The following is a 24,301-nucleotide window of genomic DNA, read 5'->3' on the forward strand; positions in this document are numbered from 1 at the left end:
TGTTGCGTCGCGATGAGTTTTGCCCTCCGGCGCAGGCTGATCTGCATGGGCAAACTCGTCTATGGCTTCAACGTGTCGGTGGACGGGTACATCGCCGATGCACAAGGCAACATCGACTGGACCGATCCGAGCGAAGAACTGCATCAGTACTGGAACGACTTCGAGCGGGAGACCGCCCTGTCGTTCTATGGGCGGCGGCTCTACGAACTGATGTCCGAGTACTGGCCGACTGCCGACAAGGCCCCGGGCGCCACCCCTCTGATGGTCGACTTCGCCCGCATCTGGCGCGACATGCCCAAGGTCGTGTTCTCGCACACCCTGGAGTCCGTCGACTGGAATTCCCGCCTGGAACGCGGCGATCCGGTCGGGGTGGTGACGAAGCTGAAAGCCGAAACCGACGGCAGGCTGGAGGTGGCCGGCGCGACACTGGCCGCACCGATCGTGCAGGCCGGACTGGTGGACGAATACCGGATCGTGGTCGCGCCCACCGCCGTGGGCGGCGGCACCCCGTTCTTCCCGTCACTGCCGTCATGGATCTCGCTGCGACTGTTGGAGAACCGCACCTTCCCGGGTGGCACGGTCCTCCTGCGCTACGAGGCGAAACACGACTGATCGGACATGCGCAGCCAGGCGATCTGCGGATGCACTACGCGGTACACGTCTCGAGCGGCGCGCAGTTCTGCTGCTGCACGGCGGCCTGTTCGACATCCACCGGCAGTTCGACGAGCTGTTACCCGGGGAGATTCACAGAACGATCGATCGACCCGCGAACCACCCTGGGGGTCGCCTGAAACTCGCCCATCCACAGGGTGAAAATATCTCTGGCGCCCCGCATCTCTGGCGCCCGCCAGGTTCGTGCAGCTACATGAGCCTGAGTTGTGGGCCCGGGGCGATCTTCGTCGAGTTCGACGACCGCACCCCGCGCGGATCCACCGCGCTCGGCGGCCTCGCCCCGGATGCTGGGCGGCCGGAGCATGGCCTGGCCGTCGACACCTTCGCCTCCTCCAGGATTGGTCAACGGATGAGTGGACACGCGGGCCAGGATGATGACGGTGGGGCGGTCTCGGGGCATGGCCGGTTCCCGTTCTTGTCCATTGCGTGTGTGCCGGGGAGGTCGGCTCGTCGGTCACGATGATCCGTGCGGATGTGTCAATCGACAACGATGAGCGCGTACCCGGATCGGTCGGTCCATCGGGCAGGGGCCAGCACCCAGCGGTCCGGTCGGACCGCGAGATTCCTGCGAACAACCTGTGGCTTCGACAGTCCGTGGTGGTACTGACACCACCGAACCCTTCGCGGCGCGGGCGAATTCTCGACGAACCCGTCGGCGTCACCGGTGGGGTGGTGGCCCGTCGCGTCGGTGGCACCAGGGCCCGTGATGCGCAAACGCAGCCCGAGGCCGGATCTTGTATCACCGTTCGCAGTGGACTTCTCAGCAGGCGAATGATCAGCTCGGCATCGGCGGCATACAGCACCGGGACCTTGCGGGCTCCGGACTTGTCGCACGCGACCGTCGCCTCCTGAACCGCCAGCTCGAACCTCAAAAGATCTGGGGCGGGGCCTCCTCCAGATGATTGCCTCGGGTAGCTCCTGCCGGCTCCGGGGGGGACCAGCGGGCCCGGCGAGGTTCGCTGCCCCGCAGGACCGTGGTGGCTCGCGATCCGGTGGCCCGAAACTGCCGCCTCTGCCGGGGTGAATGTCGAAATCCCCGTTACCGGCGCCCCAGTCGCCCGGCACCGGATCGTCACCGCGCGGGCGCGTCGCGGCTGCGTGGGAGCTCTCGATGTGGGCCTCGATCTCCTCGATGCCGTGGTCGACGAGGTGTTCGTCGATGATTCCCGCCGTGGTTCGAGACCCGGATGCGCCCGGAGTGTTACTCGGTGCTTTCTTCGGAGCGTGGGGTTTCGGCGGCGACCGCGCGTGAATCGGCGGTCGGGTCCGCCGTCGCTGGTGTGCTTGTCAAACGGGATGTGGCCGGCCCGGTCAGTGCTCGCCCGACCGGCGCGGTTGGGACGCCGCGTCGGAGTACTCGCCGGGCGGTGTCGTCGGTCCTGGTTCTGCCGTCGTTCCAACTTCTTCCGTGCCCGCCCGCGGCCGGGGCCCGGGCGTGCCCGGTCGCGGGCCCCTGGCCGGGGTGGGCCGGAGGGGTCGGTGGAGGTGGAACGGCGCGTCGAGGATCACGAACAGGGCGATGGCGACGCCGGTCGCGCTGGCGATGTACCAGGGCCAGGGGCCGAGCACCGACAGCAGCGAGTGGTGGCTCGGGATCGCCCGGAGGAACATGTAGTTGGCGCCGGTGAGCCAGTCGACGACGCCGACGAACGCCGTGTAGGCGGCGGTGATCGCGATCACGCGCGGCACCGCGCCCGGCCGAGGCCGCAGCCGCAGGCCGATCACGAGGAACAGGGCCGCGGCCACGATCGCGAGGTGCCCGACGACGAACTCGAAGAACTCGAGGCTGGGGAAGCCGGCGGACAGGTCCGGGGTGGCCACCGCCTGCGGGGTGCCGGCAAGTCCCCAGAAGTAGGTGAGCTCGACGGCCACGTACCAGCTCGGCTGCCAGCAGGCGAGGGCGGCGACGGCCACCGCCACATCGCACAGCACCAGCGGCAGCGACGTCTGCACCGACCAGCGGCCGCCGTCCGGCGGGACCGTGACGAAGGCGAGCGCATCGGCGACGAGGACGATTGCGATCGCGCGGCCGGCCCATCCGGTCCAGCGGCCGGGCCGCCTGCGGGCCGCGGTGCACAGAACCACACAGGTCACGGAGCCGATCGCGACGGCGATCCAATACGCCACCGGCGTGCTCACTCCTTCATCATCCCCCGAATGACGTGCTTCGACCCGATCGCGGTGGTGGTGGCCGTAAGTTCCCGGGGGCGTGGCGAACGATGACGTGCGTGGCCGTGGCGGGTCTGACACATCAGGGTCGGCACGGCGCCGCTGGGGCTCTCGCGCGCCTTCGTCGCCCCGGCCGTGTGGAGCCGACCGTCCGGGGACGGGTTCCCTCGGGTGTGGCCGGTGTCCGCCGCTGCGGGGCCGCCTCTCGGCCACCCCCGGGGCCGGCGTCCGCGCCGGGGAGAGGGTGCGGTGTCGTACTCCGGGGTCCCGGGGTGAACCGTCGTGTCGGGGCGCGCGGTGGCATGATCGAGGGTGGGCCGGTCCGTCATGGTGGGCCGGCGCATCGAGGCAGGGGAGTTCTCGGTATGGCGCAGGGCAGCGTGAAATGGTTCAACGCGGACAAGGGATTCGGGTTCATCGCCCAGGACGGTGGCGGACCGGACGTGTTCGTGCACTACTCGGAGATCGCCGGCGGCGGCTTCAAGTCCCTCGAGGAGGGGCAGCGGGTGCAGTTCGAGATCGGCCAGGGCCAAAAGGGCCCCCAGGCCCAGAACGTGCGCCCGCTCTGACCCCGCACCGGGTCGCATCTCGGCGACGGGCAGGCCCCGGGAGCCGACCTCGGGTCTGACGCGGAACGGGTTCCCGACGGCGTGCGTGATCGCACTCATTTTCTCCGGAGTCGGGTCGATGGCCCTTCTCGGCGATTCGTGGTGGCCGTCGGCCGGGATCGGGGTCTGCCTGGTCGCGACGCGTCCATGTCGCGGCCAGGGGTGCCCCACACCCCCACGCGGGCAGCCGGAGCCCGAAACCGTGGGTGAGCCCGCATCCCTGCGCGCACCGTGGGCTCGGGGACGCCGGTGGAGATCGCCACGCCGGCCTCCGCGGCGGGCTCGCGCACCGACGCGTCGTCGCCGAACCACCGCAACACCAGTTCCGCCTGCGCGCCAGGTGTTCGAGCGCGTCGACCGGTACGGGTCCCGATCTCGCGGCGGTGCATCGTCAACGGTGCGGTCCGGGAGTCTCGTGCTGGTCAGGACGTCGAGCGGATTGAACCCTGGTGAAGGCGTGCCGTCGCCGTCGCCGTCGAAGAGTCGATCAACGGTGAGATCGCGGAGCCGAGGCTCGGTTCGTCCTCGCCGGTGATGTCGACGAACGCCGGGTAGACGGGGACGGGTCAAGCAACGGAGAAGGCACCATCAAGTAGTTGCGAGGTCGGCTTTCGCCCCGGTCGGGTCAGACGGGGTCGGTGACGAGCGCGCCGTTGGGTTGCTCCGGTTCACCGGTCCGCCGGTTCACCGGGGCGGGGACGGGGTCGAGCGGGTGACGGCGAATCTGGGCGCTCTGGTAGACGATGAGGACGACCAGAATGGTGAGCAATGCGGCGGTGGTCCAGGTGGTGCCCCAGTTCAGGCCGCCGTGGTCGCGTGGCTTGCTCAACGCATCCCCGGCGGTGGCTCCGAGGGGCCGGGTGAGCACGAACGCGATCCAGAACAAGAGCATGCCGTTGATCCGGGTGAAGTAGTGCGCCGCCAACAGCAGCAGCATGATCGTTGACAGGATCAGTGCGCTCTGCCGGAATCCGATGCCGAGGCTGTCCGCGAGAAAGTCTCCGCTCGAGGTTCCCAGGCTGTTGGAGAACAAGATCGCAACCCAGTACAGCAACTCGCCCTTGAACGTCGCGACGTTCTCCACGTCGAGGGTCTGACCGCTGCGCCACCAGATGTAGAACACGATCGCCAGGCAGCTGGTCAGGACGAGTGCGCCGCCGGCGTAGCCGATGCCCCCGGTGCGGTTCATCAGATCCGACAACGTGGTGCCGGCGGTGCTGGTCAGGGCGATCACCGTCCAGTAGATCGCGGGACGGAACTGTCGGGCTCGCAGTTGGAACACCACGGCGACCAGGAACAGTGCAAGGAAGATGACGGTGCTGACGAGGTAGCCGACTTCGAGTGTCTGGGCGAGCAGGTCGCCGCCGGTTTCCCCGAGGGTGGTCGCGACGATCTTCAGCGCCCAGAACAGGGCCGTGATGTGGGGGAGCTTGCGCATGACATACCGCGGCGGATTCGCCTCCTGGCTGGCGTCTTCCGCGCCGATGCTGACTGAGGACATGGTTCTCCCATCTCGTTTCTGTCGGTACCTGCGGCGGTCCGCCGCGCCCAACTCCCGGTAGGCCGGGAGTTGGGTGGCACTCCCTACGTCGTGCGCGTCGAAGCTGGCGCCCCGGCGGAGTCCGGGTACGGCTCGGATCCTGGTGACGTTCCGGGGGTGTGCCCTCGGGAGGGTTCCACGGTGATGCTGAGAAGCCGCTGAAAGTCCAGTTCTGCGACGGGTTTCCATTCACTGAGATCGGTGGGTGGGCGGTGTGGGGTGGTTGGGTCCTTGCACCGGAAGTTCGACGACGAGGGTCGCGCCGCCGTCCGGACTGTCGCCGACACGGACGGTCCCGTCGTGCGCGGAGACGATCTCGGCGACGATGGCCAGGCCCAGCCCGGATCCTCCGGTGCGGCGGCCGCGGTCTCGTTGCAGGCGGACGAAACGCTCGAACACCCGGCTCCGATCGGATTCCGGGATGCCGGGCCCGTCGTCGGACACCTCGATGGTGGCGACGCCGTGAGCCTGGGAGACCCGTACGCGCACGGCGCCGGATGCGTGGCGTGCCGCGTTGTCCACGAGGTTGCGTACGACCCGGGAGATCTGGGTCAGGTCGCCCTTCACCTGTACCGGGTCGAGGGTGCAGGAGAAGTGCGGACCCTTCTCGGCACGTTTGCGCCTGATCTCGGCGGCCACGATGTCGTCCACGTCGACGTCGGTGATCCGCAACGGCAGCCGGTGCTCGTCGGCCTGCGCGAGGAGCAGGAGGTCGTCGATCAGGTGGTGCATTCTGTCGGCTTCGGGCAGCAGTGTCCCTTCGACGAGTTCGGTGTCCAGCAGTTCCGGTCGATCGCGGCCGATCTCCAATGCCGCGGTCACCGTCGCCAGTGGGCTTCGCAGTTCGTGGGAGGCGTCGGCCACGAAGCGGCGTTGTGCGTTCTGTCCGGATTCGATCCGGGCGAGCATCTCGTTCATGGTCTTGGCGAGTGCGGCGATCTCGTCGCGCTGGGCCGGGACCGGCACGCGTTCGGTGAGGTCGGAGCTCGATATCGTGGCGACCCGGGTTCGGATCCTGTCCACCGACCGCAGCGAGCGCCCGATCAGTGCGTACGTGGCGCCGGCCGCGCTGGCTACGATGAACGGCGTTCCCAACGCGCCCAGCAGGAGAACCAGTTTGAGGGTGTTCTCGGTGCCTTCCGTGCTCGCCGCGACCACGACCGTGTATCGGCCCCCGACTCCGGTGGTCGTCGCCACGCTCAGCCGAAGCCCGTCGGTGTACGGGGCCGGCTCGGCGGCGCGAACGACCGTTCCCTCGGGTGGATGGACCGACGTGACGGGGTCGGAAGGGCTGCCGGGTGAGGACCGAACCACGTGCCCCTGGGCGTCGATGACCTGTACGAATGCCACCCGAGGGTTGACCGAGAGGACGGTGTCGTCCAGGTCGACCGGCGCATCGAGCTTCAACTGGGCCGCGACCTCGTCCAGCCGGGCTGCGGCGGCGTCGTCGGAGGCCGAGATCATCGACCGATCCAGCACCAGCATCATCGCCAGCGCGGCCACTCCCACCGCGACGGCGACGACGACAGCGGCGATGATCGCGGACCGGACCCGCAGCCCCCACCTGGCTGGATGAGGCAGGAGCCAGGTCTTCTTCACCACCTCATCCTCGACCATCGCGGGGCGAGCCGTAGGCACGTGGGGATCGTCCGCCCCGTGGTCCAGCGGGCGGGTGCTTGTACGACACCGGGCGCGGCCGGGACCCCGGGGGCCGTGCTGGTTTCCTTCCCGAATCCGGTCGCTGTCAACGGCCGACGGCCGGTTCGACCGCTGCGGCCGTGAGCCTTTCTTGAGCGTCATCGTGTCGTTCCATCCCGTACGTCCAGCCGATTTGCCCGCTGATGTCAGGCTGCCGAGTCGGCCCTGTGAGGGCGCTGTGAGCGGCTGGGAATCCATCATTTCGGCAGGCACCAGAGCCGGGTCGGTCACAGTTCGCGCAACACCGTCAACGGCGCCCGGCGCGCCAGGCGACTTGTCGCCTCAGCGGCGACGATCAGCAGACCCGCAATCAACGCGACGGGGCGGCCGATGCTCCTCATGGCTTCCTCCGAAATGAACCGAAGAACTGGTGGCGCCGCCGATGTTTTCGCGCCGGTCACCCGATCGCACCATCGCCGCGGCGCCGCCATGGCCGGCGTCGCGCGCGGTGGGCGACATGCCGTTCGAGGACCACCACGGGGGGCAGGTGACGTCAGCCTGCGCCGCGCGAAGCTGTAACCGGCATTCGATGATCTGGTCCTCGATGCTGGGCACGAGATCACCTGGTCTCCACCGGCGGGCGGGGAGGGTCGACGTAGTCGTGCCGCGGGGCAGAGTTTCGGACGGTCCTGTGGTCAACGGGCGGGATCTGCTCGGGTGGGGGGAGCGGCGCCGGATCGACGATGGTGCGGCGGCGGGCCGCGAGGGCCGCGGCAACCAACGATCCGGCGGTCACGACCGCGCCTGCGAGCAGCGCACCCCCGATCACATCGGTCAGCCAGTGAACCCCGAGGTAGAGCCTGGTCGCCGCGACAACGCTCACGGCGAAGACCGCCGCAGCTCCGGCAAGCGCCCGACCGGCAGCGGTCCGTACCTGCGTGCCGAGCACGACCAGCAGCGCCCCGGTGAGGGCAACGATCCCGGTCACGTGTCCCGAGGGGAACGACCAGCCGGCTTCGGTGACGGCTTGGGTGGCCACAGGTGGCCGCGACCGTCCGACGATCACTTTCACGGCCGCGCCCGCTGTCTCGGCGACCGCCACCATGCCGACGATCAGCACCGCCGGGATCAACGAACGCCGACGCCAGCCCGCCAGGGCCGCCGCGGCCACGGCGGCGACACCGACGCCGACCGGACTGGTCGCATCGGCGATGACCATCACGGCCGACGTGGCAGCGGGGTGCCGGTGGGCGACGAACCAATCGAGGGTTGTCGTGTCGGCACCGGTCAACCAGCCCGAGGAGTGGACCTGCACCGTGAGGAGCGTGAACATCACCACCAGTGCCGTAAACCGCGCCGCGACCCAGCCGACGGTGCCCTCACGGCGCCGACGAAACCACCGCTCGGCGAGGAGAGCACCGGCATACACGGCGACAGTGATCGAGACCGTCCACAGCGCGACCTCCGAGGTCGCGGACTCGGTCCGGATCTCCGTCACGAGCCCGTGCACCATGTCGAGGATGTCGGACATGGTGTCAGTCTTCGACATTGCCGCTGTGAAAACACTGAGAGCGGGCCCTCGATCGATCCCGGTCGGGACCTCCAACGGACGTGTCGGGACTCTAATGGAGGCACTGAGCGGATGGAGTTGCGATGCGGATCCTGTTGGTTGAGGACGAGGCACGGCTGGCGGAGACTGTGCGCCGCGGCCTGAAAGCCGAGGGCTTCGTCGTGGACATCGCAGATGAGGGGTTCGACGGCCTCGAACAGGCCGCGACGGGGGACTACGACGTGGTCGTGCTCGACATCATGCTGCCCGGCATGCACGGTTATCAGATTCTGCGGGAGCTGCGCGCCCGCCAGGTCTGGACGCCAGTGCTCATGCTGTCGGCGAAGGATGGCGAATACGACCAGGCGGACGCCTTCGACCTCGGTGCCGACGACTACCTGACCAAGCCGTTCTCGTTCGTGGTCCTGGTCGCGAGGCTGCGTGCGTTGTTGCGCCGCGGCGCCCCCGAGCGTCCGGCGATCCTGACGGCGGGCAGCCTGTCCCTCGACCCCGGCCGACGTCGGGTCACCCGCGGAGACGAGGTGCTCGCGCTGACACCGCGCGAGTTCGGGGTACTCGAGTTCCTGCTGAGGAACAAGGGCGGGGTGGTCACCAAGGCCGAGATCCTGCGTGCGGTGTGGGACGACAACTACGAAGGCAGCGGGAACGTCGTGGAGGTCTACGTCGCGTACCTGCGCCGCAAGATCGACGCCCCTTTCGGGCTCGCCACCATCGAGACGGTGCGCGGCGTCGGGTACCGGCTGCTCGACGACATGTGACCGAGTGGCCGAACGCACACCGAAGGTCCGCGCAGCGACGGACTGTCCCGGTCGAGGTGTTCGTCACCGAGGAATAGTCAAATCCTGTGGACCGCGGTCGTCGGGCGACATGGAATGCGGGCGAAGAGATTCGCTGACCGAGTGGCCGCGAGGTGCCCGAACCGATGGTGCTATGCCGGTTCGATCGGCGGCACGATCCACGTGGCCAGCTCGTCGAGACGGGGACGGTAGAGACGGATCAGCAGGTTCCACCCGTCGGGCAGCGGGATCAGGTTGGGCACCGAGTCGTCGAAGTCTCCGAGGTGCACGGTGATTGAGCCGTCACCGTTCCGGGTGCCGAACACCGAGTTCACGTTGTAGACGCCGAGATCGTTCGACGTGAAGTAGCCGTCGCCGTTGTACACACTCAGCGACCAGAACGCGTCGGCGGGCACGTCACGGAACGTCATCGTGTACCGGCCGTTTCCGAGTCCGGGATGCACGCTCAGATAGGAGGCCTCGGCGTCGGGAAGTCCACCCCAGGCGGATGCGCTGCCCACCAGGTGGTGGACGGGGTCGACCTCGTCGGCCCGCCCGAAGCACCCCGCGAGGCCGTTCATCGTCTTGCTCAGTTCGAGGAGCGCGTTCCGGACCTGCGCGTGTGACGTCGCGTCGGTGTCGGGTAACACGAACTCGCGCTGCGCACCGGCGGTGATCGCCAGGCCGTCCTGGAGCCGATGTACCTCGGCGACGTCGGTGTCGCTGGTGGGGTCGAACAGGATGCGGACTCCGACGATCACGTAGTCGGTGTCGAACTCGTCGACGGTGAGGTGGTGGGTGCCGGCGGTGTGGAAGACGCGGTTGATGTAGTGGTCCTGGTTGATCACCATCGCCGACAGGTACCGATCCCCGAACTCAGGGATCGTCAGCGTCGCCCCGCCGGAGATGTCCACGATGGCAATCGAATACAGCGTGTCACGGTTCTGTCGGATCACCGGCTGTTGATCCAGGGGTGCGAGCTGCCTGTCGTGGTGAAAGACACCGATCCCGCCGAGGATGGGGAGCATCTCGGCGATCATGGTGTCGGACTCGACACGCGCGAAGTTGTCGACGTTGACGGTGATCGGTGCCATCTGTCCCCACTTTTCGGTTGCGGCGGTCTGCCGGCTCGATTGCTGTGTAGCGACGATATCCGGTCACCGGACAAATCCCAGGGTCAGACCCCGGGCGAGTGCGCCAAAACCCAGGAATCGCCAGGCGACCTCGGACACTGGTGTATCCGGTGACGGTTCCGGGGTGATGTCGACGGGCCGTTCGAGGAGCTTGCCCTTGTGGAACAGCGCACCGGCACGGACCAGTGCCACCAGGTGCGGGGCATTGACCGCCCGCCACCGGGCCTGTGCGGCCTCGATCAGCTTGTAGGCCATCGCCATCCCCGCCGCCCGCGACCCCGGACCCTTGGTGACCCTCGTCCGCAAGCGCACGGTCGCGAAGGTCGATTCGATGGGGTTGGTGGTGCGCAGGTGCACCCAGTGCTCGGCCGGGTAGCGGTGGTACTCGAGTAGCACGTCGACGTCGTCGGTGACCTTCGCGACCGCCTTCGGGTACTTCGCACCGTAGTCCCGTCCGAACGCCGCGATCGCCAACTGCGCCTTGTCGATGTCCTCCGCACCCACGATCTCCTTCATCGCCGCCAACGCACCCGGGTACGCGGACTTCGGAAGCGCGGCGAGCACATTCGCTTGTTTGTGGAACCAGCAGCGCTGCTCCCGGGTCTCGGGGAACACCTCCCGCAGCGCCTTCCAGAACCCGAGCGCACCGTCACCGACCGCCAGGACCGGGGCGCGCATCCCGCGCCGACGGCAGTCGCGCAGCAGCTCCGCCCACGACTCGGAAGATTCCCGGTACCCGTCGGTGACGGCGACGAGTTCCTTGCGGCCGTCGGCACGGACCCCGAGCATGACGAGCAGGCAGAGTTTCTCCTGTTCGAGCCGCACTTTCAAGTGGATGCCGTCGACCCACAGGTAGACGTAGTCGACCTGCGAGAGGTCCCGCCGCGCGAAGGCTTTCGCTTCGTCCTGCCACTGCGTGGTGAGCCGGGTGATCGAGGAGGCTGACAGGCCGGCGCCGGTGCCGAGAAACTGCTCCAAGGCAGGGCCGAAGTCACTGGTGGAGAGTCCGTGCAGGTACAGCAGCGGCAGCACCTCGGACACTTGGGTGGATTTGCGGGCCCACGCCGGCAGGATCGCCGACGAGAACCGCTTGCGCTCACCGGTGTCGGGGTCGGTGCGCTTGTCGTTGACACGCGGGGCCTTCACCCCCACCGCGCCGGCGGCCGTGGTCACCTCTCGTTCGGTGTGGTAGCCGTTGCGCACGACCAGCCGGTGCCCGTTCTCGTCGACCTCACCGGCATGTCGGGCGATGTAGTCGGCGACTTCGGCCTGCAGGGCCGCGGCCAGCACCTTCCGGGCACCGTCGCGGACGATCTCGTCGAGCAGCGACCGCCCCGACCCGGCCGCGGTCCCGGCCTCGTTGGGGCCGTCGTTGTTGTCCACTACCGTGAGCACGGGCGTGCCTTCCCGCCAGCGCGCCCAACGCTGGTCTTGATCAGAATTCGGATTCCTTGCAGATCATCTTCCGGGAAGGCGCGCCCTCCCGGGATCCACAGGTTCTGATCATTGCTCCGTCGTCGGTGACGGTGACGGCAGGACCTTTGGGTTGGCGGCTGCGGCAGTGGTGTCGGGCGACGATGTCGCCGGGGGCGTGGGCGTCGCATGCAGCCAGCTCATGGCCCGGTTGGCTCGTTGGTGGACGGCCTCGGCTCGGGTGGTGGGCTCATGCCCGCAGCTGGGGCAGGCGCGCGGCGTTGTGCGGGGCGGCAACATGAGGCAGTCTCACCGGGCCGCGATCGTGCGTCAACGGCGGACCGGGTCACCACATGAGGAACAGCAGCAGGGCGAGCACCAGCGCGACGATCGCGGCGGCGACCAGCATGCCGGGCCAGATGTGCGGTTCCGAGTTGTCGAGGCGATCGCGCATCGCGGCACCTCGCGATCCTGGTGATGGGATGGGGGCAACGTGTCAACGGTAACGCTGATCGTCCTCGGGGACCTGTTGGCGGATGCGGTCGGTGGCGTCGACCGGCCGCCACCGGGGAGAACTCGTGGCCTCCTACGGGGACGATCTACTGGCGATTGACACTCGAGGACGCGGGCTTCACCTGCATCAAGGACGAATGCCAGCAGATTCACAGGCGCATCCCGTCGACCGGCCAGGGATGGAGCGTTCACTGCCATGTAGCGCCGCCTCCTGGCGGCGCGCTTCGGGTCAGTCCTTGAAGGAGGGTACGAGGCACTGAAGTGACCCAGGTTTCGAGATCGACACGGACTGCAGTTCACCATGCTGAAGACGGCGGCCCCACCTCGGTCTGTTCGGCGTTGAGGAAGGAACATCGAATGCCCGAACAATCTAAGAAGGAAGGCACGCGGCGCCTTCTCGTGAAGATTGCCATTACCGGAGCACTTGCCGCGGTCGCCGTGGTTGCAATCGTGACACCCGCATCAGCGGCTCCGGTCCCGGTGTCGGGGGTGGTGCCGGTCGATCAGAACTGGCACAACCGCCAGGACCATGACCACCAGAACCAGAACTGGCGGAACAACAATCAGGACCAGGACGACCAGAACCACTCCCAGAACGGCTCCAATCCGCTCGGCGGTCTGCTCGGCGGCGGGACCACTCCCGGCGGTACCAGTCCGCTCAGCGGCGTCTTCGGCAGCTGAAATGCGGTGGGTGGCTGTGGACAATGCGGATTGGGTTGCCCCTCGCCCGATCGATCCAGGAAGCCCCCACGTGGGTCTGCCCAAGTCGCGGGGTGTGGTCGGTCCGGGAAAAAGGGGTAAGCCTGGGCTGACCGCCGACCACTCGAAGCGTCCCGGAAACCGGGAACGGTTGACGCATTCGGCGGTTGTGGCGTTCGCAGCGCGGTGCATTGCGCTCGGCGCCGGCCGCGCCGGCTGTGTCGCTGATGGTCTGCATCACAAGTCATCGACACGTCATCGCGGCCGGGGATTGCCCACGCAATTCCCGTGGCCACGGATGTTCCGGACACACCACCAGCACGGAGGCCGAAGCCGGGTGCAGGCATTGCGGGAAGCGGCGGGAACTGCCGGTAGCGGTCGCCGCCGCACGGCCTCCTCGCCCCTTTCCTGTCGTTACCTGCGGCAGGTGGGGATGGCGGTGTGGGCGTCGAGGAGGGTGCCGAGATGGCTGCTGCGGGCAGAGACCCTGAAGGGTGTGCCCGGTCCGGGTCCTCGATTGAAACAGTGACTCAGGGTCTTCCACCACTTTCCGCCCGCTCGGGAAGTGACGACGCCGTAGGGAGTGTTGTGCGGACAAGGTTGTTCGGAGAAGAAAAGAGACGGGGAGGCCGAGTGCGGCGTTCGTTCGTACGTGCGATGGCCGGTACCCCAACGATCGGCGCGCTTCTGCTCGTGGTCGGCTGCACCGGGGGGTCGGTCCCGACTGTGCGTGTGCCGACGCCTTCCGCACGCACCACGATGACGACTCCCGGTCCGTCGTCGATCGTGGGACTGGGTGACTCCATCCCTTCGGGCGACGGATGCCCCGGATGCACGCCGTACGTTGAGTTGTTCGGCAGGCAGATGTCCGCCGACGTCGGCGAGCGTCCTGTGCGGGTCACCAACCTGGGAGTGGGCGGGTGGACCAGTACGGATCTGCTCAACTCGCTAGAGGTCGACCGGTACGAGGAAAACGCGGTGGGTGCGGCGGACCTCGTCACGGTGACGATCGGTGCCAACGACTTCGAATCCGAACTGGACGCCTACCTCGGCGGCGACTGCGGTGGCGACGACGACCTCGACTGCTTCAGCTCCCTTCTGCCCCAACTCCACAACACTCTGACGTCGGTGCTCGAGCGCATCGCCGAGTTGCGGCAGGGTCAGAGGACCGAGGTGCTCATGACCGGATACTGGGACATCTTCCCCGACGGCGATGTCGCCCGCCGGCTGTACGGTCCACAGTTCGTGCAGGACAGTGCCGTGCTCACTCGCCGAGTCAACGACGTCATCTCGTCGGTCGCCGCTGCGCAGGGGGCCACCTATGTGGACCTGTTCGGCGCGTTCAAGGGCGCGGAAGGTGATGAGGACCCGACCAGCCTGCTGGCCGACGACGGTGACCACCCCAACCAATCGGGGCATCAGCAGATCGCCGACGCACTGTCCGCGGCGCTCGGCTCCGCTGGAGGCAGCCGGAACTGAACCCGATCACCCTGTCAGCGATGAGGTTCGCTGTCCTCGGGCGTGCACAGGTACACCGCCTCCGCCGCCACCCCGCGAGGTAGCTGCGGGCAGTCGGCGGCGATCGACCGCAGTCGGTGCGGCGGACGCCGCGGGGTACGCCGGACAAGTGCACTGCGCCCCCCACCGCCGCCAGCAACACGATCACGGCGACGATCTCTACCGTCACCGGAAGCCAGCGACCTAGCAGGGAAATTCCATGGTGATACCCACCATGGAACCCTGACCGTGTGGCGCCCCCTGGCCGGCCAGTGTCGCCGGACTCGGTGTCGGGTCGGGAGCGGACGGTGTCACTTCGGCAAGCACGACCCCACATGATCGTTCATGAACCTGCTCAGACGCTGTGAAGGCACTGCGAGTTCGGCGGACACCGACCGTGTCGACTGGGGCGCCACCCTGCCGACAGGTTGGTGTGGCGGACGGCCGCGGCACGTACGCTGCGTTGATCCCGATTCTCAGGAAACCTTCAGTGCCGCACACCGCGAAGGACGGTATCCTTTTGACGGTGGTCGGTCAGCATCGTCCTCGAGTGCGACTCGCCGACAACGCAATTGGGAAACTGCGGATATGGGGTGCGTGATGACCGTGTTCGACCGACCGAGTTCGTTCCGGCGTGCCAACCTTTTGGCTGTGGCGATCGGATTGTGCGCGATCGCCACCGTGTCGACTCCGGCCGTGGCGATCGCGGATACCCCCGATCCCGCCGTGCAGTGCTCACCCCAGGCGCGGGCGCAGGCCGTGGCGGACAGCGCCCCTAAGGTCGCGGCATACCTGAACGAGCACCCCGACGTCGCAGCGGAACTGGCGAAGGCGGCGTCGCTGCCGAGGGATCAGCGCAAAGCCGAGTTGCAGGCCTTCCGCACCGCCCATCCGCAAGAGGTCAAGGACCTCGCCGCGGCCCGCAGTGCCATCCACAACTACCGAAAGGCCTGCCACGGCAGGTAACCCGTACGCGAGGCCCTGGAACGGCGTGCAGCCGCGAGAAAACGCAGAACCCCATCGAACGCGAAATGAGTGTCGAGATGCGGGCGGCCAAGACGGTCGGTCAAGTCCCGTGAGGTGGTGTGCGACGTCGTCGCGTGAGTCTTCGTCGGTGGGTTGTGCGGTCAAGGCTGGTTCCACCTCCTCAGTGGGATGAGTAACGGTTTCAGTGGTGTTGTCGTTGCGGGAGTGGGCGAGGAGGCCGAGGTAGCGGCGACCTTCGATCCACTCGTCGTGCTGTTCGGCGGGGATCGCCACAGGACAGCACACGTGAAACCTGTTCGGCGAGCGATACCTTCGGACCAACACCACTGTTGGCCGAAGACTTTCCCTTTCCGTATCGGATGAGCCTCGGCCGTTGACCCGAAGGCCTGAAACCGATGTCATCGAATTCGACCACGATTGATCCACCCGGAATGTCCGCCCACCGCAGGACTCTGCTGCGAACCCTGGGAACTGCTGCCGTATTCGTCCTTCCAGCGCTGATTCTGCGGCTCTCGGGTATGCACCCGAATCAGATCCTCGCCTTGCTGATCTGCGGGGCCGCGGTGGTCGCGGCAAGCTTCCTGCTCGCGCATCAGGGCTCGACCAAGGGAGGGGTATCGGTCACCCGAGGGACACTTGCAGCCGACTCACACACATGAGCGACCAGGAACCGGTTTTCAACGGACACGAGGAAATCCGCGTGATCATCCAACGGTGATGACCAGCGGGTGATCACCGAGTCCGAGGGCGGGGTGATCCGCCACTACAGCAGAACCCACGGCGTGATCGACAACAGCTGGAGGTTGGCGGCCTTGTCGATGTGGCTCGCGCGCGTGGCGCAATCGTGGACAGGGAGACCGTCGCGCTCGGCCGGGACCGGCGCCGGTTCGCGCCACCACAGCGCCGACGAGCCCGTTCCATGACAATGACGGCCTGCGGGGGAGGGGCCGGCCACGCCCGATGGGCGGAGCCCATGCTCATCGGTGCCGCCTCACCTGGCTCTTCCCGATCGGGAAGGCCCCTGACCTCCCAGACCGACCTCGCGAAAATGCGCCAGCAGATCCGAGACCACGACCACGACATTGATGCGGCACGGTCTCATGCAAGCGAGGCTGCGGCGCAAGCCTTTGCCGACGCGAAAGCCGAGCTTGGGAAGTTCGACTCACGACTGACTCGAGCGTCAGCACTCGATCTCCAAGGGGCGATCGCCGGCCTCTTCATCAACACGATCGGCGTTGCCCCGGATTCTGGGGGAAGTCGGGTACGCGAGGAGTCACCGGTCTCGAAATCGGTCGATTCCGGACAGCGTGGTCTGCCTGGTCCCAAACCGGACCGGCGGATGGGATCTTGACCCTTCACCGGGCCGATGGTGCGAACTGACCTGGCCGACGTCATCGACCCGGCGCACAGCACATTGCCAGCTCGGGCCCAGCGTTTCCGCAGTAGAACGCCGGTAGCGTCAGCCTGGCAGTCAACCCGTCAGGAGACCCACCATGTCCCTTCCCGACGAAAGCCCTTCGCCGCCGGAGTCGAGTTCCGTCACCACGCCGGCGACCACGCCAGGGTCTGCCGCCGGGAACGAACCGCGGCCGCCGAGCAATGCTGGTTGGGCCGTGGTGTCGTTGCTGTTCTTCTGGCCGCTCGCATTCATGGCATTCACGCACGCGTTCAACGTCTTCCCGCTGTGGGCGAGCGGCGAAACCCAAGCGGCTCGGGACGCGTCGGATCGCGTGCGGCGGCTCGGGCAGATCTCCCTGTGGATCGCCGGCGCCCTGCTGCTCCTGTTGGCGATCGTGTACACGGTCGTCGTGATCACGCACGGGGGCGGTGGCCACGGATCGATACACCACCGGATGCGGTAGCGGTCGGGTCATCGAGAGCGAGTCGATCCGATGGTAGCCGTGCCGTACACCCCCGTGGGACCCGTGGTGGCTGCGCGGGAGCACCAGACGGTGCGGATCCGGTCCCGCTGGTCGCGGGTCCGCGACCACTTCGGGCGAGCACCGGTGTCGCTGGTGTTCGTGTTTGCCCTGGTCGTCACCTGGTGGTCGCTGCGGGGAACGGACCGCCGCACGCTGCACAGGCTGGTCGTGGGTGCTTCGACCAACCTGCACAACATGACCCACGACCCGATTCAGGTACTGGTGGTGTCGGCGTTCTGGCAGGACGGCACCAGCTTCCCCTGGATGTCGGTCGCGGAGTTCCTTGTAGTCATGGTGGCGGCGGAACGATGGCTCGGCAGCGGCCGGTGGGTCCTGGTGTTCGTGGGCGGGCACGTCGGCGCGACTCTGATCACGGTCGCCGGCGTCGCCTGGGCGCTGGATCACGATCTGCTCCCTGCCAAGTTCGCCGGCACGGTGGACGTGGGCGCCAGCTACGGATTCTGGGCCGTCACGGCCCTTTTCGCTTTTCGGTTCACTCGCCGCGCCTGGCGCTGGTGGTCGGTGACGATGATCGTAGGCTTCTTGGCGGTCATGGCTTGGCACGGAAAGACATTCACGGACTACGGCCACCTGGCTGCGGTACTGATCGGTCTGAGCCTCTATCGGATATGTCCCAATCGCCGAGCGCTGCAGGATCCAGCGGGCACACCGCCGGGTGGTGGTCGCTTTCGGTGCGGCGGCCTGGTCGATGCGTTGCCGGTGGAATCGTCACCTCGCACGCGTCGTCCATGCAGGTGAACCGGGGTAGCCGGACTCGCAGCCGGGTCGGGGTGCCCGACCAGGGTAGGTCGGTCAGGATGCGGTCGACGTGGTCCGCAGTCGCCTGGGCTGCTCGCATGTCGGGCAGGTCGGATCCGATTCGACTGGCCCGCACTCGATCCAGGTAGGTCATCTGCGATGGCGGCGCCGGTGATCGTGACTCCGAGCTCGACGGTTCGGCAGATGGTGTCTGCGATGAGGCCGGTGGTGTCGGTCATGAGTCCTGTGGTTGCTGGATGGGTGGTGTAGGAACCTTCATCCTCACACCGCAGGACTCGCCAATGTCTTGTGCCTCACCCCGTCAGCCGCGGAGCATCGTCATAAACTCCCGATCGGGAAGAGCCGATATGGTTTCCCGCAGGGCGAGGACCAGGGCGACGCCCATCATCGTCTGGGACGACGCACGGCGTTCCGGCTGGTTTTGCCGGTCTACCGACAATTGGGGACAGCTTCGGCAAGGTGGCGTTCGCGGATCCCGAAGAACGGTGGCGCGCGGCAAGTCTCACACGGTATCCGGGCCGCCGATCTTCTCGACCGCGGCGACGGGCGCGGGTGCGCGGAGGTCGGATGCTTCGTGGTCGGCGACCGTGCCCCAGCCTTCGCTCGCTTCCCGCCTGGCCTTGCGTTTGTCGTGCACGCGCGCGATCTGGACCGCGCCCTCGCACAGCACGGTGAGCGCTGACGCCAACGCGAGCATCGAGAACGGGTCCTGGCCTCGCGTCGCAGCGGCGGCGAAGACAAACAACCCGAAGATCAGGCCACGCCGCCATGCTCTCAACCGCGTATAGGTGAGCGCGCCGACGAAGTCGAGCGCGACAATCAGCAGTGGTATCTCGAAGCTGACCCCGAAGATGATCAGCAGGCTGATCATGAACCCGAAGTACTGGGCCCCGCTGAGAGCGGTGATCTGGACGTTGTCGCCGACGGTCATGAGGAACCGCAATGCCTTGGCGACGACCAGGTAGGCCAGCGCCGAGCCGGCAATGAACAGCGCGGCGCCGGTCGAGACGACGCCGATCGCGTATCGGCGTTCCTTCGGGTGAAGGCCTGGTGTGATGAACGCCCAGGTCTGGTACATCCACATCGGGCAGGCGAGCACAATGCCGGCGGTGAGACCGACCTTGAACCGGAGCATGAACTGTTCGAACGGTCCGGTCGCGAGTAACCGGCAGGCGCCGTCGACGGTGAGGGCCGCACGCGTGTCGGGGGGCAGCGCGCAGTAGGGGCCGCGGAGGATCTCGCCGAGGCTGTCGAGGTCGAGAATCGAGTGCGAGTACCAGACGATACCGACGATTGTGGTGATCAGGACTGCAGTGAGCGAGATCAGCACCCTGGTGCGCAGCTCCTGCAGATGCTCGACCAGCGACATGGTGCCGTCCGGATCGGCGGCGGTTCTACGACGGAGCGGTTCGAACGGGTTTCGCACTGTCGCCTTCTGGTGATTGGTAGGAAACCGCCCGTTCGGATGATCCCACCCCGGACTGGGGGGATCGTAGCGACGAACGATTCAGGGCTCGGGGTCAGAGGGTTCGGGTGTCGGCGCGGGCTGCGCAGCCGAGGGGCGCGGATCACCCGGGGTGGAGACGGGAGCAGTCGCCGAGGAGGATGCCGCGGTCTGCTCGCGCTGCATCTCTTTCATTTCGCTGGTGAAGATGCGAAGTGACTGTCCCAGGCCCCGCGCCGCGGACGGTAGCCTCTTCGAACCGAACAGCAGCATGAGGACCACGATCACGATCACCCAGTGCCACGGGCTCATTGTGCCCATCTCATGCCTCCCAGAACGTTGGTCGTCGGTGGAGGGTTCTAGAGACCCTCACAGACAGATAGGGGCGCGGGTTACACGTCCTCATCTCGGCCTTCCGGTGCATCGCTCGCGGGCGCAGTGGGTGCGTGCGGCACCGGGTCCTCAGCGGGCACGTCGTGTCGGCCGGCGATGGTCCCCTCGGTGTCGTGGTGAGTGGACATGACGATCCGTGGCGCGATGTCCGGGTGACGAGTGGGCTGCGGAAACACCTGACCGAGCTCGTCCAGGGTGGGCCGCAGCTCGTCGCGGAGCTGTTCGGTGGCGCCGCCGGCGTAGTCGCGTGCATGGCGCAGGAACTGCAGCGACTGGTGCAGTGCGCCAGGTAGCCGTTCAGGTCCCAGCACGACCAGGGCTGTGACGAACAGGATGATCATCTTGTCCGAGCCGATATTGCTGAACATGGGGTCACGCTCCCGCTCTGGTCCGGTTCGGCGGCGATGGCTGCGGGAATCGATTGACCCCACCCGCCCGGCTCATCTGGCTTCGACGCAGCGCCCGCAGATGGATCAGGATCGAGACGACGCACAGGAGGACGGTGGCGAATTCGGCCGCGACGCTGACTGCTGCCTTCGGCGCGGGTTCCCAGCCGATCTCGGTGAACCCGAAGATCCCCACGGTGCGCGACAACACGAACGCCGCCAACGCGCCGACGCTGAGACCGCCCGCAGCGATGCGCAGCGTGAGCGGGCCTCCCAGCAACAGCAACACCGCGAGTGCGAAGGAGGCGGCGGCCTGCAGCAGGAACGACGGTCCGATCAGATGGATGTAGCGGTAGCCGCCCCGGTACAGGTCGAAATGGGTGTAGCCACTGATCGCGACCGACACACAGATCCCGATGCGCAGCAACAGATCCGGCAGGGTGCGCCACATCGACCTGCGGGACCCGCCGTCGGTCGCCGCGTCCGCGACGCTGACGGATGGCGCATTCTCGGGCGCGGATGTCCGGGTGAGGTTCATGTCAGGGCCTGATCCTTGATGGCGAGGGTCTGCTGACCTTTCACGTAGCCGACTTCCCGGATGCCGAGGGCGGTGTGCAGTTTCCCGGCGGGCAGGGTGACCGGTTTCGGTTTGGCGTCCGGGCCACCCTCGCCGGGCTTCGGCAGCGGGTAGGCGGTGGTGGTGCCGCTGTAGAAGGTGATGTTGCCGTCAGTCTTGGTGAACAGTTGGTGAACGTGGCCGTTGAGGCAGGTCACCGACGAGAAGCGGCGCAGGTAGCTCAGGGCCTGGGTGGCGTCGTCGGTACCCCACCCCCACTGCGGGTACATCGCGAACAACGGGATGTGGCTGAACACGATGATCGGGGTGTCGGCGGACAACCCGGCGACATCGTTCTTGACGAAGTCGAGTTGGTCCTGCCCGAGGTGGCCCAGCAGCTTCAAGTTCAATGTGTTCACCAGTGCGATCACATGCACGCCGGCGGTGTCGAAGCTGTACCAGCCGTCGCCGCGGGTGCCTTTGCCGAACGCATCCCTGTACCGTTGGCCGCCGTCGTCGGTGGAATCGTGTTCGCCGGGCACGGTGAAGATGTGCGGCGTGTCGAGTCCGGTCATCATTTGCTTGACCTGGTCGAACTGTTCCGGGGTCGCGAGGTGGGTGAGATCGCCGGTGTGGATGACGAAGTCGGGGGTGTAGTCGAGCGAGTTGACCTGCCCGATCGCTTCGGTGAAGGTGTCGGTGACGTTGCTGTTCGCGGTGCCCTGGAAGCCGATGTGGCTGTCGCTGATCTGGGCGAACCGCAGGGTCGGACGGGTTGTCGGGGTGGCCGAGTTGGTCGCGGCCCCGGCGACATGGGAGAGGATCTCACCGCCGACGACGGTCAGCCCGACGGCGGCACCGAACCAGGCGGTGTGTCGCATGAGTTGGCGTCGCGTCATCGTGTGCGGGTCGCGCGGATCGGTGTGTTCGCGCTGTGATGTGCTCATGGTGTCACCACCACGGTTGCGTGCATGAACGGATGGATCGAGCAGATGTAGTCGAAGCTGCCCGCCTTGGTGAAGGTGAAGGTGAAGCCGGCGCCGGCGCCCATACCGGGTGAATGGAAGCTGCCATCGCTGCTGACGACGGTGTGCGGTTCCTCGTCCTTGTTGGTCCAGGTCACCGTCGTCCCGACCGGCACGGTGAGCGAGGATGGCACGAACGCGAAGTTGTCGATGTTCACCGCGTTCGAGTTCGCGGGCGCTGGTTCGGGGCTCTGTACGGCAGCCGGTATGCCCGGCATGCCCGGCATTGCGGTGCCGGGTGCGGTGCCGCCCGGCATCCCGGGTGTCTCGGCGCCGGAAGAGAAGACGAACGTCGGTGAGGCGTTGTCGGCCTGCGATGCCGTGTCGGGTCCTCCGCACGCGCTCAGGAGCAATGCGGCCGCGGCGGCAAATACCATGGCCGCCAACGCATATTGTCGTTCCAAGAACACTCTCATGGGTCTGGTTCTCCGATCCGGGTCGTCTCCGCGGGGTTCGGGACGTCCACCGAGAGATGGGGACCGGGGTTACACGAGACGTCTGGTTGCGTCGCCGGGATGATGCGGTTCAGACCGCGATCGGTGCTGTCCGCGAAGCATCGACCCGGCTCGTGCGTACGCGGCGGCGGCGTGGGCGGCGGAGTCGGCCGCGTCGGGGCCGCCTGCGGCGGCGAGCTGCTCGAGCAGCCGGCCTTTCGCCTGAAACCACGCAGCGGCCGCTTCGACGTCGGTGTCGGGGCCGGGGCGCCGCATCGCCAGCCGAGACATCTCGATCAGCGCGTTCATCATTCGCCCGCCGTTTCCATCGGTCCGTGATCATCCGCTGATGCGGATCGTTCACCAGCGGATCGTTCACCAATGGATAGCGGAGTGGGTTACACCGTGTGGGTCAGGCCGGTTCGGTGGGCGCGAATACCTCGATCGTGCCGCCAGTCTCGCGGATCTGCAGATTCGGAAGCGGCGCGGGAGCGACGGGCAGCTGGTGGGCGAGCAGCTGGCCGCTGGTCGAGAACGAGGTTACGTGGCACGGGCACCGCAACGTGGCGGCAGGCGCGTCCAACCACAACCGGCAGCCTTGATGCGTGCAGACCCCGGACACCGCCGCTGGTTGTCCGTCGACACGGCTCACGAACCCGTTGATCGTGCCGACGTCGAACGCGACCGTGGCGCCGTCGGGGACGTCGGCACTTGCGGCGACAGGCCGCCACGCCCCGTTGGTCGGTGCCAGAGTCGACTCTGTCGCCGACGGCCCCTGTTCCTTTTCCGCAGCGATTCCGCCGAAGATCGTGCGATCGACGACGGCGCCGACAACCGCCGCTGCCGCCGCGACCGAGCCCCCGATCAGCACCTGCCTGCGCGTTGTCGACCCGCCACCGATGTCGGAGTCCTCGGACGCGGGTTCGTCGATGTCGGCGGCGATGCGCTGCTGCAGATCGGCGAGGAACGACTCGCTAGGTGCGTCGGCGCCCGGCCTGGCCGCTCGCAGCGTGATCGCCGCGCGCATCTGCTCGGCGTCGGACTCGTCAGGGTGGAACGATCGTGGCCGCCGCCCGGCCAGCAGGTCTTCGACGTATCGACGTACCTCTCTCCCGCTCACTGTGCACCTCCTTCGCTGAGCCGTGCCGCCATCTGCAGTGCCCGGTGCTGCAATACTTTCGCATTCGTGACGCTGACTCCCAGGTCGGTCGCGGCGTCGCGTACCGAGAGCCCCTGAAGGAACCTGAGCTCCAGGATGCGCCGATACCGCGCCGGAAGCCGGTCCAGCAACGCGTGCGCGCGTATCTCGGCCTTCGTGTTCACGGCCGGTTCACTGGTCGGTTCGGCGGCGAAATCGTCGTCGATCGCGGTGATTTCACGGCCCATCCGGGTGCGCCAGTACCCGGCCAGCACTGTCCGCGCGGTCGCACGTAGATACCCGCGCACCTCCGGAACGCTCGCCGACATCCGCAACGGGCGCAGTGCCGCCATGAACACCTCCGCGGTCAGATCCTCCGCGTCCGCGCGGTTGCCGACATGAGCGAACATCAGGCCGTACACCCAGGTCACGTTGTCTCGATACACCGACTCCCAGTCGGGATAGCCGTCACCGGACACCAGCCGCAGCTCCCGCCCCCGCTCCCAATCCGGGGTGTGCCGGGGCCCGGATTCCGACCGTCCCGCCATGACGCGTTGCCTTCCGAGTCCGCCGCCGACGCATCGCCACGCCTACCAGTAGATAGCACCCGCGGTTACAGCACCGTCGATTCGGCAGAGCCACCCCTACCACGCTGGGCGGCTATCACGCTCTGCCCGGTCAGCGACGGCTCACCGATGCCGGGTGGCGAACGAATCCGAAGCTGCTCCGCTCGACCACGCCAGGGCTACTTTGCACTTCCGATTCCCTTCCGGAGGGCTGGTCCTTCCTGTGGCGCGACACCGGTTTCCGAGTACACCCGCCGGTGGTGGGTGCCGACGAGGAATCGCGGCGTCGAGTTCGGCCAGCGTCAGCCTGGGCGGGGTCACCGGTCGGGCATTGGTGCCACGGGGAATTGTGGCCGGGCAACGTCGGTAGCAGCTAGTGCCGCACCCGTGAACCTTTGCCCTGTTGTGGTCGACACGCCGACCGGTTGCGACGTGTCGCCCA

25 protein-coding genes and 1 pseudogene are annotated in these 24,301 nt (G+C 67.2%); 8 read left to right on the forward strand and 18 right to left on the reverse strand.

All coding sequences use genetic code 11. The annotated features are described in order from the left end of the window. The first annotated feature begins 45 nt into the window (after window positions 1–45). Window positions 46–612, forward strand: coding sequence for a dihydrofolate reductase family protein (locus tag ABD951_RS17385; RefSeq protein ID WP_345347640.1), 567 nt, complete (start codon window positions 46–48; stop codon window positions 610–612). Between the two features lie 1,371 nt (window positions 613–1,983). On the opposite strand, the gene ABD951_RS17390 is transcribed toward ABD951_RS17385, so the two are convergent. Beyond that, complete coding sequence (locus tag ABD951_RS17390) at window positions 1,984–2,799, reverse strand: YwaF family protein (protein ID WP_345347542.1); 816 nt, start codon at window positions 2,797–2,799, stop codon at window positions 1,984–1,986. Window positions 2,800–3,206: 407 nt separating this feature from the next. Here ABD951_RS17390 and ABD951_RS17395 point away from each other — a divergent pair, with 407 nt between their 5' ends. Continuing rightward, window positions 3,207–3,410, forward strand: a complete 204-nt coding sequence (locus ABD951_RS17395; RefSeq protein ID WP_345347545.1) for a cold-shock protein — start codon at window positions 3,207–3,209, stop codon at window positions 3,408–3,410. A gap of 664 nt (window positions 3,411–4,074) precedes the next feature. On the opposite strand, the gene ABD951_RS17400 is transcribed toward ABD951_RS17395, so the two are convergent. The 4 genes from ABD951_RS17400 to ABD951_RS17415 form a co-directional block, all read right to left on the reverse strand. Further along, a complete protein-coding gene (locus ABD951_RS17400; protein WP_345347548.1) occupies window positions 4,075–4,950 on the reverse strand; it encodes a COG4705 family protein in 876 nt (291 codons plus the stop codon). A gap of 228 nt (window positions 4,951–5,178) precedes the next feature. Further along, entirely contained in the window at window positions 5,179–6,627 is a 1,449-nt protein-coding gene (locus ABD951_RS17405) for a sensor histidine kinase (RefSeq protein WP_345347551.1), read from the reverse strand. Window positions 6,628–6,969: 342 nt separating this feature from the next. Then, window positions 6,970–7,242: a hypothetical protein gene (locus ABD951_RS17410; RefSeq protein ID WP_345347554.1), complete on the reverse strand. Its 273-nt coding sequence runs from the start codon at window positions 7,240–7,242 to the stop codon at window positions 6,970–6,972. Window positions 7,243–7,246: 4 nt separating this feature from the next. Then, the gene (locus tag ABD951_RS17415) at window positions 7,247–8,158 is read right to left on the reverse strand and encodes a phosphatase PAP2 family protein (RefSeq protein WP_345347556.1); all 912 of its coding nucleotides are present in this window, start codon (window positions 8,156–8,158) and stop codon (window positions 7,247–7,249) included. A 122-nt stretch (window positions 8,159–8,280) separates the two neighbouring features. Here ABD951_RS17415 and ABD951_RS17420 point away from each other — a divergent pair, with 122 nt between their 5' ends. Further along, window positions 8,281–8,955 carry a response regulator transcription factor gene (locus tag ABD951_RS17420; protein WP_345347559.1) on the forward strand — a complete coding sequence of 225 codons (675 nt, stop codon included), beginning with the start codon at window positions 8,281–8,283 and terminating at the stop codon, window positions 8,953–8,955. Between the two features lie 170 nt (window positions 8,956–9,125). Here ABD951_RS17420 and ABD951_RS17425 read toward each other — a convergent pair whose 3' ends face one another. Both ABD951_RS17425 and ABD951_RS17430 read right to left on the reverse strand, forming a co-directional pair. After that, a complete protein-coding gene (locus ABD951_RS17425) occupies window positions 9,126–10,067 on the reverse strand; it encodes a DUF1214 domain-containing protein (protein ID WP_345347562.1) in 942 nt (313 codons plus the stop codon). A gap of 63 nt (window positions 10,068–10,130) precedes the next feature. Further along, window positions 10,131–11,501 carry an IS256 family transposase gene (locus ABD951_RS17430; RefSeq protein ID WP_345347565.1) on the reverse strand — a complete coding sequence of 457 codons (1,371 nt, stop codon included), beginning with the start codon at window positions 11,499–11,501 and terminating at the stop codon, window positions 10,131–10,133. An 888-nt stretch (window positions 11,502–12,389) separates the two neighbouring features. Between ABD951_RS17430 and ABD951_RS17435 the strand changes: the two genes are divergently transcribed. The 3 genes from ABD951_RS17435 (at window position 12,390) to ABD951_RS17445 (ending at window position 15,194) form a co-directional block, all read left to right on the forward strand. Continuing rightward, on the forward strand, window positions 12,390–12,713 hold the full coding sequence (locus tag ABD951_RS17435; RefSeq protein ID WP_345347568.1) for a hypothetical protein: 324 nt from the start codon (window positions 12,390–12,392) through the stop codon (window positions 12,711–12,713). A 777-nt stretch (window positions 12,714–13,490) separates the two neighbouring features. Beyond that, the gene (locus tag ABD951_RS17440) at window positions 13,491–14,210 is read left to right on the forward strand and encodes an SGNH/GDSL hydrolase family protein (protein ID WP_345347571.1); all 720 of its coding nucleotides are present in this window, start codon (window positions 13,491–13,493) and stop codon (window positions 14,208–14,210) included. Between the two features lie 618 nt (window positions 14,211–14,828). After that, window positions 14,829–15,194 (forward strand): hemophore-related protein, encoded by a 366-nt coding sequence (locus tag ABD951_RS17445; RefSeq protein WP_345347574.1) that lies wholly within the window; start codon window positions 14,829–14,831, stop codon window positions 15,192–15,194. Between the two features lie 156 nt (window positions 15,195–15,350). Here ABD951_RS17445 and ABD951_RS17450 read toward each other — a convergent pair. Further along, window positions 15,351–15,485 (reverse strand): annotated as a pseudogene (locus ABD951_RS17450) (IS256 family transposase); the annotation flags it as partial. A gap of 1,201 nt (window positions 15,486–16,686) precedes the next feature. After that, on the reverse strand, window positions 16,687–16,875 hold the full coding sequence (locus ABD951_RS28725) for a hypothetical protein (protein WP_425569873.1): 189 nt from the start codon (window positions 16,873–16,875) through the stop codon (window positions 16,687–16,689). Between ABD951_RS28725 and ABD951_RS28730 the strand changes: the two genes are divergently transcribed. Then, on the forward strand, window positions 16,865–17,077 hold the full coding sequence (locus ABD951_RS28730; RefSeq protein WP_425569874.1) for a CD225/dispanin family protein: 213 nt from the start codon (window positions 16,865–16,867) through the stop codon (window positions 17,075–17,077). The genes ABD951_RS28725 and ABD951_RS28730 overlap by 11 nt on opposite strands. A gap of 39 nt (window positions 17,078–17,116) precedes the next feature. Continuing rightward, the gene (locus tag ABD951_RS17465) at window positions 17,117–17,896 is read left to right on the forward strand and encodes a rhomboid-like protein (protein WP_345347580.1); all 780 of its coding nucleotides are present in this window, start codon (window positions 17,117–17,119) and stop codon (window positions 17,894–17,896) included. 523 nt (window positions 17,897–18,419) lie between these two features. On the opposite strand, the gene tatC is transcribed toward ABD951_RS17465, so the two are convergent. The 9 genes from tatC to ABD951_RS17510 all read right to left on the reverse strand — a co-directional run bounded on the left by tatC (window position 18,420) and on the right by ABD951_RS17510 (window position 23,841). Further along, window positions 18,420–19,343 (reverse strand): twin-arginine translocase subunit TatC, encoded by a 924-nt coding sequence (gene tatC / locus ABD951_RS17470; RefSeq protein WP_345347583.1) that lies wholly within the window; start codon window positions 19,341–19,343, stop codon window positions 18,420–18,422. An 81-nt stretch (window positions 19,344–19,424) separates the two neighbouring features. After that, window positions 19,425–19,682, reverse strand: a complete 258-nt coding sequence (tatA, locus tag ABD951_RS17475; protein WP_345347586.1) for a Sec-independent protein translocase subunit TatA — start codon at window positions 19,680–19,682, stop codon at window positions 19,425–19,427. A 71-nt stretch (window positions 19,683–19,753) separates the two neighbouring features. Next, window positions 19,754–20,122 carry a twin-arginine translocase TatA/TatE family subunit gene (locus ABD951_RS17480; protein WP_345347589.1) on the reverse strand — a complete coding sequence of 123 codons (369 nt, stop codon included), beginning with the start codon at window positions 20,120–20,122 and terminating at the stop codon, window positions 19,754–19,756. 4 nt (window positions 20,123–20,126) lie between these two features. Then, the gene (locus tag ABD951_RS17485) at window positions 20,127–20,591 is read right to left on the reverse strand and encodes a hypothetical protein (protein WP_425569877.1); all 465 of its coding nucleotides are present in this window, start codon (window positions 20,589–20,591) and stop codon (window positions 20,127–20,129) included. Window positions 20,592–20,674: 83 nt separating this feature from the next. Further along, on the reverse strand, window positions 20,675–21,643 hold the full coding sequence (locus ABD951_RS17490) for a metallophosphoesterase family protein (protein WP_345347595.1): 969 nt from the start codon (window positions 21,641–21,643) through the stop codon (window positions 20,675–20,677). After that, window positions 21,640–22,098, reverse strand: a complete 459-nt coding sequence (locus tag ABD951_RS17495; RefSeq protein WP_425569878.1) for a cupredoxin domain-containing protein — start codon at window positions 22,096–22,098, stop codon at window positions 21,640–21,642. The genes ABD951_RS17490 and ABD951_RS17495 overlap by 4 nt, the downstream gene beginning before the upstream one ends. Window positions 22,099–22,206: 108 nt before the next feature. After that, window positions 22,207–22,467, reverse strand: coding sequence for a hypothetical protein (locus ABD951_RS17500; protein ID WP_345347601.1), 261 nt, complete (start codon window positions 22,465–22,467; stop codon window positions 22,207–22,209). Window positions 22,468–22,567: 100 nt separating this feature from the next. Beyond that, entirely contained in the window at window positions 22,568–23,275 is a 708-nt protein-coding gene (locus tag ABD951_RS17505; RefSeq protein WP_345347604.1) for a Rieske (2Fe-2S) protein, read from the reverse strand. Further along, window positions 23,272–23,841: an RNA polymerase sigma factor gene (locus tag ABD951_RS17510; protein WP_345347607.1), complete on the reverse strand. Its 570-nt coding sequence runs from the start codon at window positions 23,839–23,841 to the stop codon at window positions 23,272–23,274. Before ABD951_RS17510 ends, ABD951_RS17505 begins: the two co-directional genes overlap by 4 nt. Window positions 23,842–24,301: the final 460 nt, after the last annotated feature.

Source organism: Rhodococcus olei (assembly GCF_039540555.1).
Lineage (GTDB): Bacteria > Actinomycetota > Actinomycetes > Mycobacteriales > Mycobacteriaceae > Rhodococcus_G > Rhodococcus_G olei.